This is a genomic window from Bowmanella yangjiangensis, assembly GCF_017255015.1.
Classification (GTDB): Bacteria; Pseudomonadota; Gammaproteobacteria; order Enterobacterales; family Alteromonadaceae; genus Bowmanella; species Bowmanella yangjiangensis.
Map to the genome: position 1 here is coordinate 331 of NZ_JAFKCS010000398.1, position 387 is coordinate 717.

1 protein-coding gene is annotated in these 387 nt (G+C 49.6%); it reads right to left on the bottom strand.

Annotated features, from left to right (window positions below; translation table 11 throughout):
• On the bottom strand, positions 1-387 hold a 387-nt coding region (locus J0A65_RS27570), incomplete at both ends, for a hypothetical protein (RefSeq protein ID WP_416135331.1).

Below are 387 nucleotides of genomic sequence, written 5' to 3' on the forward strand. Positions count from 1 at the left end.
AAGGCACGGTTAGCATCGTCGTGCTCCAGGAACGGAATGATGCTGGCAGCAACAGACACGATCTGTTGAGGAGAAACGTCCATATACTTAACATCGGCCGCCGGCATCAGGGTGAATTCACCACGGAAACGGCAAGATACCAATTCGTCTGCCAGGTGACCTTCGTCATCCAACTCGGCATTCGCCTGAGCGATAGCATGCTGACCTTCTTCGATAGCAGACAGGTATTCTATTTCGTCAGTGACGATACCGTCGACAATCTTACGATAAGGCGTTTCCAGGAAACCGAAATCGTTGGTACGCGCATAGGTTGACAAAGAGTTGATCAAACCGATGTTTGGACCTTCAGGTGTTTCAATGGGACAAACACGACCATAATGGGTAACG